This is a genomic window from Streptomyces sp. NPDC107498 (assembly GCF_055582805.1).
Window position 1 is genome coordinate 1 of sequence record NZ_JBVJPE010000050.1, and the last position, 10,200, is coordinate 10,200.

The 10,200-nt window shown below is 66.1% G+C and carries 3 protein-coding genes and 3 pseudogenes; 3 read left to right on the forward strand and 3 right to left on the reverse strand.

Going from position 1 to position 10,200, the window contains the following annotated elements; translation table 11 throughout:
- Positions 1–88: 88 nt before the first annotated feature.
- A pseudogene (locus ACZ66Z_RS36485) lies at positions 89–816 on the forward strand (DEAD/DEAH box helicase); the annotation flags it as partial.
- A gap of 112 nt (positions 817–928) precedes the next feature.
- On the opposite strand, the gene ACZ66Z_RS36490 reads toward ACZ66Z_RS36485, so the two are convergent.
- Positions 929–1,138: a hypothetical protein gene (locus ACZ66Z_RS36490; protein WP_164494633.1), complete on the reverse strand. Its 210-nt coding sequence runs from the start codon at positions 1,136–1,138 to the stop codon at positions 929–931.
- Between the two features lie 123 nt (positions 1,139–1,261).
- On the opposite strand from ACZ66Z_RS36490, the gene ACZ66Z_RS36495 reads away from it, so the two are divergent.
- Positions 1,262–3,835 carry a helix-turn-helix domain-containing protein gene (locus ACZ66Z_RS36495; RefSeq protein WP_469940274.1) on the forward strand — a complete coding sequence of 858 codons (2,574 nt, stop codon included), beginning with the start codon at positions 1,262–1,264 and terminating at the stop codon, positions 3,833–3,835.
- 189 nt (positions 3,836–4,024) lie between these two features.
- Here ACZ66Z_RS36495 and ACZ66Z_RS36500 read toward each other — a convergent pair whose 3' ends face one another.
- Positions 4,025–8,050 carry a helix-turn-helix domain-containing protein gene (locus tag ACZ66Z_RS36500; protein WP_469940276.1) on the reverse strand — a complete coding sequence of 1,342 codons (4,026 nt, stop codon included), beginning with the start codon at positions 8,048–8,050 and terminating at the stop codon, positions 4,025–4,027.
- 348 nt (positions 8,051–8,398) lie between these two features.
- Between ACZ66Z_RS36500 and ACZ66Z_RS36505 the strand changes: the two are divergent.
- A pseudogene (locus tag ACZ66Z_RS36505) lies at positions 8,399–9,817 on the forward strand (helicase associated domain-containing protein); the annotation flags it as partial.
- Between the two features lie 146 nt (positions 9,818–9,963).
- Here ACZ66Z_RS36505 and ACZ66Z_RS36510 read toward each other — a convergent pair.
- A pseudogene (locus ACZ66Z_RS36510) lies at positions 9,964–10,200 on the reverse strand (aldo/keto reductase); the annotation flags it as partial.

Consider the following 10,200-nt stretch of genomic DNA (forward strand, 5'->3'; position numbering starts at 1 on the left):
GGAGCGCGAGGGCCGCCGCCGCGAGCATGTACGGCACGTGAAATGCCAGCCCATCAAGGCCTCACACACACTCACAGTCGGTAAAACGGACGAGGCCCACGGAACCGCCGGTGATCTTGGTCGTCCGTGGGCGGCGATCCACGACAACCGTCGCATCCCTGCCGACTTCCGGCTCTACCTCACCGCGACCCCGCGCATCCTGGCGGCTCCCCAGCCGCGCAGGGGCGCGGAAGGCCAGGAGGCGGAGATCGCGACCATGGCCGATGACCCGGAGGGTCCTACGGCGCGTGGATCGCCGAGCTCGGGCTCTCGGAGGCGATCGAGCGCGAAATCCTTGCGGGATTTGAGATCGACGTGCTGGAGATCCGCGATCCCTCGCCGGTCCTTGGGGAGTCGGAGGAGGCCCGGCGGGGCCGGCGCCTGGCCCTGTTGCAGACCGCGCTCCTGGAGCACGCCGCCGCGTACAACCTGCGCACCGTCATGACCTTCCACCAAAAGGTCGAGGAAGCCGCAGCGTTCGCCGAGCAGATGCCGCGCACCGCCGCCGAGCTGTATACGGCTGAGGCCTCCGCGGCGGCGCTCGCCGGGGCGGAGGAGCTGCCCGCGTCGTCGATCGGCGCAGAGCTGTACGAGCTGGAGGAGGGCCGTCACGTGCCGCCGGAGCGGGTGTGGGCGGACTGGCTGTGCGGCGACCACCTCGTCACCGAGCGACGCGAGGTCCTGCGCCAGTTCGCAGGCGGCATCGACGCGACCGGACGCCGCGTACACCGCGCCTTCCTCGCCAGCTGCCGCGTCCTCGGGGAAGGCGTCCCTGTCCTGTAGTCGACGCCCTGACACTGGCCGGGCCCCAGCGCCGAGGAGTAACAGCGCCCGCCACGGGCGGGCGCCGTGCTGTCGCCTGCGGGTAGTAGGACAAAGCATCCTTGGTTCACAGCACCGCGAGGACGAAGGTCAGCAGTGCCAGGGACAGGGTGGCACTGCCCGCGAAGGCCACGGCACCGCGCAGCAGGGCGGTGGCATAGGTGGCTCCGTCGATACGAGCGAGCAGACCGGCCGCTGCTCCTACGAGCGTGCAGAAGAGACCGACGACGGCCAAAAGCAGGGCCAGCAGGATCAGGTGGATGGATGAGGTGTTCATGCCTTCTTCCCAGGACAACCGACGACGAGGACTTCGTCGAATTTCGCGGTTCTGGTGTTCACCGGGGTTCAGGGCGAACAAAGATGAACGAAGACGGTCGCCTGGGAGACGGAGAAGCAGGACATGGGGGACGTGTACGAGGATCCGCTGGCGGAACTCGCGCTACGGCTACGCACCCTCAGAGCGCAGCGAGGTCTGCAGATGGGTGGGCTGCAGCAGCGGACAGGGCTGGGGCGCACAACGATCAGCCAGGCGCTGAACGGCCAAGTGGTGCCCTCCGAGACCACGCTGGTGGCCCTGGCGAAAGCCTTGGGGGCGGATGTGGGACCGATGCTGGCCCTGCGCGAAGCCGCGGTGCGCATGCCGCCGGTCCAGGACTTCGTAGGAGAAGCCGTGCGCGGTCGGCCGATCAGCGACTGGGGCCCCCTCGACCTGGAAGTCCATCCTGCCGCGCCCGCGCCGTCCGTGGCTCCGGCGAGGGCATACAGCCCATCCGGTCTACCCAGCTATGTACACCGACCGCACGATGAGGACCTGGCCAGGTGCGTAGCCGCAGCCGCCAATGGGACCAGCCAAATGGCGGTTCTGATCGGCTCGTCGTCGACGGGCAAAACGCGTGCTTGCTGGGAAGCGATCCAGCCGCTGGCAGCTGCCGGGTGGTGGTTGTGGCGCCCTTTCGATCTCACCCGGCTCGAGGCCGCTCTGGCCGAAATCGATCAGCTTGGTCCTAGGACTGTGGTGTGGCTGAACGAGGCCCAGCACTACCTAGGTGCAGGTCATGGATTCGGCGAACGCCTGTCTGCAGTACTTGCCACCCTCGTGTCTGACCCGAGTCGAGGACCGGTCCTGATTCTTGGCACCTTGTGGCCCGAACACGCCAATAGGTACATGGCCGTCCCGCACCCAGGACAGGCGGACCCGCACGCCCAGGTGAGGGCCCTGATCGCCAATCGCCGGATCAACGTCCCCGACAAGTTCGACGCTGCCGCCATTGCCGCAGCACAGGCTCTGGCTGATGCTGGCGACCAACAGCTCGCAGCCGCTCTTGAGCGCACCCCGGACGGGAACCTGGCACAAGATCTGGCGGGAGGACCTGAACTCCTGCATCGCTACCACACTGCACAGCCTGCGGCCCGGGCGGTGCTGCAGGCTGCCATGGACGCCCGCCGGCTTGGCGCCGGCGTCCGTCTCCCGCTCGCGTTCCTGGAGGGGGCAGCCGAGGACTATCTCACTGACATCGAATATGACGCGCTGCCCGATGACTGGTTCGAAGAAGCGCTCGCTGACCTCGCCCGTCCTGTCCACGGAAATCTCGCCCCACTGCGCCGGATCCGCACCCGAAACCCACGTCAGGCCCCGGGCGTAACGTCCCCGGTTTCCGCGAACCAGAAGCGCGGTCCGGTGTACCGGCTAGCGGATTATCTCGAGCAATACGGCCGCCACAAACGAATGTTGTCGTGCCCTCCGACTTCCTTCTGGCACTCCGCTCACGACCACATCACGGACTCCGATGACCTTGCGCAGATCGCGCAGGAGGCGCTGCATCGCTACCGACTCTACTGGGCCTTCTATCTCCACCGTGCCTCCGGCGTCTGTGGGCCCACCGGTGGCGGCACCCAGACATGTGTTGTACGAATGCGTCAAACCGCTGGAGATGCCGCAGGAGTTGATGCACTTGTTCGCCACGAAGCCGACGCCGGCAGCATCTGGGCGCTGCTGTGGCTCGCGGCGTGTCAAGAGAACGCTGGCGAGCGAGAAAGGGCTGAACACTACCTGAAAAATGCGGCAGATGCTGGCCACGTCGGCGCTCTCGTGCGACTCCTTGCGTTGCGCAGAGACGCCGGAGATACGCAGGACGCCGAAAACCTCGCCCGTCGGGTAGTCGATGCCACCGGCTCACCTCAGAACCTCCTTCCCAGCATGTTTCTACGCACAAAGGGGGATGAACTAAAAACGCTCAAGTGCAGTAAAAGGCTGGCTCCTTACATGGGCTACATCTGGGCCGCACCACAACGGCGGGTGACGACGCAGTCTGCCGAAGATGGGACGCCTACCGAAATTCGCATGGAATTTACCGTAGATGGCGCGCCACTAATGACTGCTCGAAACCCGTGGTTCGATGAGGACCCAGAAGAAGCCGAACACCATGCGCGTCAGGCCGTAGAAGTCGCGGGAGACAGTGACGCTTCGATATTTCTCGCGCACTTGCGTGCGAAGTCCGGAGACCTGCCTGAAGCGGAAGCTTTTGCTCGACAAGCCGCCGAACTCGGCGAACCTGACACCTTAGTCGACCTCGCCCTCTGGTATAGCAAGGGCGGCGAATACGAGAAATCCAAGGAACTCCTCCGGGACGCCATCAGTGCAGGCGCCAGCGACGCCCTTGTGGAGTTGGCCGACGTACTGCGCCTGACAGGGGACGAAGACTCAATAGAGGCTCTCGTACAGCAAATCATGCAACTCGGAAACGCCAGCTCCTACATACTGCTCGCCCACTTGCGATACCGCGCCAACAGATTCGAAGAAGCTCAGACCATGGTCCAGCAAGCTGCTGACGCTGGCGCCTTCCCTGACACCTTCTTCTCCGATGGCGTGGAACCATGGCTACGCAAGGGCACTGAACCATGGCTCATCGAGAACATGACCACGTGGTGGCCGTATGGACTCGATCCAGATGGGACACCAACGATGCCCTGGTGAGCAAACGCGGCTTGTGAGACAGGGGCAAACGACTGGCAACGTCACTGACTTAATTCGGGAAGGGGCTCAGCGGAAGTCGGCGGGGGCTTGTCTTCCCAGCCGCGCGCGGTTCGGATTCGCCACGTCGGCGGCATCCGACGTCGAGTTCGCAGACTTCCCTATCGCCTGACCACATCCCTGGCCAGTCCGTCACCAGGCGCGATGGTCTGGTTCGGTGTCCTCCCGTACCGACCACTCGATCCTGCGTTCGGCTGATTCCTTTAGGGATCGGTAGAAGCGGTCCTCGACCGACCCCTGCTCAAGGGTGGCCATGATGCGTACGGCGTTGTCTCTGATCTCGGTTTCCTCGGGGTATGGCGTACCCGGGGCTGTGACCAGGTCCCCTGCGCTGGCTGCGCTGTGCAAACTGGCGCCGACGACCTGCAGCAACTCCTGCGAGTGTGCGGCTGCTGCGTGGAGTACTTCGCTCACAAACGCTGGGGCCGTCCAGATGAGGTCGCTGTCGACCGCCCCGAGCAGGACCGCGGCCGCCCGGCGTTCCTGGGGCGAGCCTGCGCGCAGGGCATCGGCAAGCAGCACCTGCGCTTCCTGGTCGACGTGCTGGGCTGTCGCACGGAACAGATCCGGGGCGTGGTGCTCCCGGCGCGAGGCAATGCGGGATCCGGGCTCTGCCGCTGCCGTCCAGAGAAGGATTCGCCGCAGGTGGCTCATACGGTGAGGGGCTTCTGACAAGCGTAGAGGGACGAGCCACTGGTACGGGAGAGGGGCATATCGGGGGTTTTTTTCTAGGTTTTGTTCCCAGTGCTCGACCCGGGCCGTTAGAAAGCTCAGGACATCGTCACCATGGGTCGTGGAGACGATAGACAACAACTTGTGGATCTCGTAGCTGTCCAGCCTTTCGACGGTCCGGAGCTGATCGAGCAGCGAGGTTCTCTGCGCGCGTGACAGATCGGTCCACGACAGCCATTCATAGACTGTGACCGCCCGGGCAACCTCCTGTGCAACGCCGGCGTCCCCCGCCAGGGGCACTGAAGTCACCAGCTCCAGGGCCGCTGCGCGGTCAGTCGCGGACAGAGCACCGGCTGCTTGGATGGTCAGGCGCCGTACGACGGGATCGCGATCGCTGGCAAGGATCTGGCCTAGGCTAGCCAATGTCGCCGTGGGCAACTGATGGACCGACTGCCGGTCTGCGAGTGCCATGGCCACCGCGCGTTTCAGCGATGCCTGGCCACAAACGATGAGTGCCTTGCCTCGTTCGATTCCCACTTCAGGGGTCAGACGCAGCAGTGCGTTCACTGCTGCCGGCACCACTGCCTGCTGCACCTGCTCACTGCAACGAGCTGCGTCGGTGCAGATCAGCTCGGCCAATTCCGGGCGAACTTCGAAAAGGTGGCCCAAGAATGGGTGGGCGTGCTCGGGCGCGTACCCGAAGATGGCGTATCCGTCGGTGAGAAGGGTCTGCATCTGGTCCCAGACCTCGCGCGGTTGCTGGGCTCGGGTTGCCTCCGCGGTATTACGCAGCTGAGCGTCCCATGCAGAGGCGGCCGCCTGGTGGTCCTCACCTTCGCGGAGGCTGCGCATAGGGGTCCACCAGCTGGTGTGCAGTGCGATGGCCAAGTCATGGGCCATCGAGGCGGGCAGGGCATCGAGAACTTCCCCAGCTGCCTGCCGATTGGCATCGCAGCCGTAGGTGAGGTTCCAGTCCACTGCGCGCCGGACGCCGAGCGCGGCCACGGGACCCGGTGCGATCCGGCGCGTGTGGTCGCGCAGCTCCTGCAACAGGCTGGTGACGTGCGTGTCACCGGCCTGGTGGGTGCTGCGCAGGGCTGCTTCAAAACAGACGGCGGCTCGCGCCGAGCGGCGCTGGTCTTGCTGGGCATACTCTGCAAACAGCACATCGAGTGCTTGGCGGCGGACGAATTGAACCTGCTCCATAGAAATGCGGGCACGCTGAATCGTCAGCGTCCAGCCCTGCTGGGTCATGCTTTCCGCTTCAGCAGCGAAGACAGGGTCGAGGAGAGCAAGGGGCATGGCCGGGTGTACGGATGGGTTCTCTGCCGCGGCCCACCGCCCGACGGCGCGGATGACGGCCTGCTGATAGGCGAACGGCTTGCCCAACTCGTATGAGGCCAGTTGGGTGAGGATTCGCAAGGCGTGGTCGGGGTGAGCGTTCAGCGTGCGCGCATCGTCCCTGCCCAGCTCCCACAGCAGATCGCAGGCCTCGTCAATGTGCTGCAGGTCGTGGGCGACGGCATCAAGTACTGGGGGAAGAGCTCTGCGCACTGCTGGGTCGGTCTGGTGCTCGTACAGCCACCGCACGAGGCCAAGGGTACGGGCTGGCTGGAAGACACCGATCTGGCGCAGGAAGGGCAGGTGGGCCGCCTGCTGCTGCGGTACCGCCTCCTGGATGATGTGTGTGATCTCGGCCCACAAGGGCTCAGCGAGCATGACGGCGTTGGGGGTGTCCTGGCTCCACTGCCACTCCACGCGGCTGGTGTTGACCAGTGCGTGCAGGAGCGGCTCATCCGTCTGTAGCACGGAGTGAGCACGCTCCAGATAGCCGCTCGACGCGGCTGAGGCCGGCAGTAGGGCGGCGTCAGCCAGGACGACGTCGCCCAGCAGGTCGGGCACAACACGCAGCGAGGATCCGCGGCGAAGTAGTACGCCCGACTCCTCCAGGGCCCTGATGCGGGGCACGAGTTCATAAAAGGGCCGGCCTGTGAGCTCTGCCAGAGCCTGCTGGTACACCGGGACGTTCTCGCGGAACGGCTGGAGGAGGCAGATCGCGTTCAAGACCTCTCTGAGGCGATCGCTGTCCGCTCCGTGGTTGGGAATTGCCGCGCGCAGGAAAGCGTCGGCGAGCTGCTGGCGGATCTGGCCGTCCGTCTGCAACACCGATGTGGTCAGGCGTCCTTCTCGAATCTGTACGGCGCCAGCGATCAGAAGCAGTGGGCAGTCTTTGGCTGCGTGGGCCAGGCGGGAGGCGAGCTGCTGCTTGCCGGGGCCCAGAGCCTCGGCGGCAAGTGCTGTGGCCTCGCTGGTTGACAGCTCCTTCAATGACCAGGTCGGGACGGTCGTCGGGTCCATGCCCAGGCCGCGCAGAGCATCACGGACGGCAGGCAGGCCATAGGGGCGGGTGGCCATGAGGATCTTCGCCTCGGGCCGTTGACGTCGCACGTGAGTGATGAAGGAGCGCAGCCCCGCTCCGTACTCCTGCGCATCGTCGACAACCACGAGAAGGTCGCCAGTGGCGGGTAGCAGCTCGAATGCCTCCGGCGAGGGCACCTCCCGGGGAGCCACCCTGACAGCGGCCGCCGGCGTGTCCTTTTCCAGCCGCTGGCACACGGCCTTCAGCAGGCGGCTCTTGCCGGCGCCTGCGGCACCGATGAGCAAACCCAGCATCGATGCGTCGGCCGTGTCGTCGCTGACGAAGCCAGCGAGTCTCTCGAGCTCGTCGGCACGTCCCACGAGCGTCCAGCGGTGGGAGTACCGGTCCCCCTGCCGGAACTGGTCAAAGGCCTCATCGGGCGTCTCCCACGGGGTGGGAGCGCTGACTCCGAGAAACGGCTCACGAAGTCCCGGAAAGTACCTGTCGACAAGACGGACTGCCACGTCCTTGTCGAGTCCGGCCACCTCGCGGGCCAGATCTTCGGCGTCCCACAGCTCCCAGTCCGGCTGCTTATCGACCTCTTGGCGCACCCGGACCGTTACGGTGGCGGTCACCCACAGCAAACACCGATCCACGCGCGCCTCGGCCATGTCCAGCGCGTCGACTGCGGCTCGGAACGTGGCGGGGTGGTACTTGTCATAGCGCTTGGCCTGAATACCGATGCGCTCACCGGTCTGCGTCACCACACGCACGTCGATCCCGTGCTGCTCCTCGCCCCGGCCGCCGAACCGCTCTACCTGCGCACCGGGGAACACCTCTGCAGCTAGCTCTGCGCAGAAGGCCTCGAAGACATATTCATCGAGAATCTTGAACGGCAGACCTGACAGACGGGGCAACCCAACCGCAGGCGCTGATGCGGGCGGCTTACCTGACGCGGCTCCGACAGCGCTCCGCACGAGCTGGAGGAGGTCGGGGTCGGGAACTGTCCGCCCTCTCTCCCAGCTACTGACCGTCTGCTGCCCCACACCCACACGCAGCGCCAGATCGCGTTGCGACCAACCGCGGGACGCACGCGCGGCCTTCAGCCACACCGGAAAATCCTCCATGCGAGAAAATTACGCATGGCCTACGTGACATTCAAGAGGGAGGTGCGAAGGATCTGCCGCCTGTAAGACCTGGGCCCGTCGCGCCGACCGTGGAAACCAGCACACAACGTGGCGAATCAACCACGGGAGTGGGCCGCCATCCCTCCCCTAGCCGGATCAGTAGGCTCCAGATCTCTATCAGCTACGCGAGCAAGGTCATCGGCCTCGAAAGATTCACCACGAACGCAGCCGGGCTGTCCTCACGACCGCAGACACCAGACAGCAGACATCTGAGCCAAGCGCAGCCCACCCTCCGCCCATGTCGCCACGGACAAACAAATGTCCCTCACACTCCCCCACCTATAGATAATCGACATCACCGGCGAGCGGGGCGTCGAGGCCATCTGCTTCGCCGACACCCGCGGCTCCCAGGTTGAGATCGTGCAGAACATCGGCCGCGCGCTGCGGCTCAACCGCGACGGCTCCACCAAGGTCGCCAGGATCATCGTGCCGGTGTTCCTGGAGCCTGGCGAGGACCCGACCGACATGGTCGCCAGCGCCTCGTTTCGCCCTCTTGTAGCCATGCTCCAGGGCCTGCGTTCGCATGACGAACGTCTGGTCGAGCAGCTCGCCTCCCGCGCGCTCACGAGCGGCAAGCGCAAGGTGCACGTCCGGCGTGACGAGGACGGGTGGATCGTCGGGGCCGGCGGCGCGGGCGACGGCGAGGACCAGGAGGACGACGACACGCAGGCCGCGGCCGAAGCGGCGCTGCTGCACTTCTCCAGCCCGCGCGATGCGGCAACGATCGCGGCCTTCCTCCGTACGCGGGTGTACCGGCCGGAGTCCCTGGTGTGGCTCGAGGGCTACCAGGCCCTGATCCGCTGGCGGAAGAAGAACGAGATCACCGGCCTCTACGCCGTCCCGTACGACGTCGAGGTCGAGGTCGGGGCCACGAAGGCGTTTCCGCTCGGCCGGTGGGTTCACCAGCAGCGCAAGGCCCTGCGGGCCGGGGAGCTCGAGGAGCGGCGCAAGGTCCTCCTGGACGCGCCGGAAGCCGGGATGGTCTGGGAGCCGGGCGAAGAGGCGTGGGAGGCCAAGCTCGCCGCGCTGCGGTCCTACCGGCGGGCCATGGGGCACCTCGCGCCCCGACAAGACGCCATGTGGGGCGAGGACGACGAGATGGTGCCCGTCGGCCAGTACATGGCCAACCTCCGACGCAAAGACGGCCTGGGCAAGGACGCGGAACGGACGGCGGAACGCGCGAAGCAGCTGGCCGCGATCGACAAGGACTGGAACTGCCCCTGGCCACTCAACTGGCAACGGCACTACCGCGTCCTGGCGGACCTGGTCGACGCCGACGGCGCCCTGCCGGCCATCGAACCCAGGGTGCTGTTCGAGGGCGATGACATCGGGCGGTGGCTGAAGCGGCAGAAAAACCCGGGCACCTGGGCGCAGCTTCTGCCCGAGCAGCAGGAACGGCTGACCAAGCTGGGCGTACAGCCCGATCAGGCGCCCGCTCCCGCCCCGGCAACCGCGCACACGACGAAGAGCCCGAATAAGACGCAGGCGACGTTCCAGCGGGGCCTGGCGGCCCTTACTCAGTGGGTGGAGCGTGAGGGTGACCGGCCGGTGCCGAGGGGTCACAGCGAGCAGCTCGCCGTCAACGGTGAGGCGGAGGCGGTGACAGTGAAGCTGGGTGTATGGATTTCGAACACGAAATCCAGGAGGAACCGGCTGGACGCCGACCAGCTCGCCGCCCTCGCCAAGCTCGGCATCCACTGGGCGTGATACCGGCCTTTTCTACGCCCAGGCCCGGACGGCGCGGGATCAGCGCCCGTACGTCCTGCGGCACAACTCCCCCGCGCCCATGAGCGCCTGGAACTGCTACGTCTGGCGGCAAAGCCGGCGCATCTACCGCGCCTCGTCGGCGGCTGTCAGGGCAGCGGTTCGCCACGGGCTGCGAGCCAGAGGGTGTACCACTCCTCGTGTTCCAGCTCCGGTGGCCGTCCGACCGCTTGGCGGCACGCCCGGATCCGTCCGGGATCGGAGGTTCCGATCACCGGTGCAATACGGGCTGGGTGTCGCTGGAGCCACCACAGCAGCACCGTCTCGGGGGTGACCTGCTTGCGTTCGGCCAGCGTGGCGAGCAGTTCGGCGGCAGCCTGGTCCTG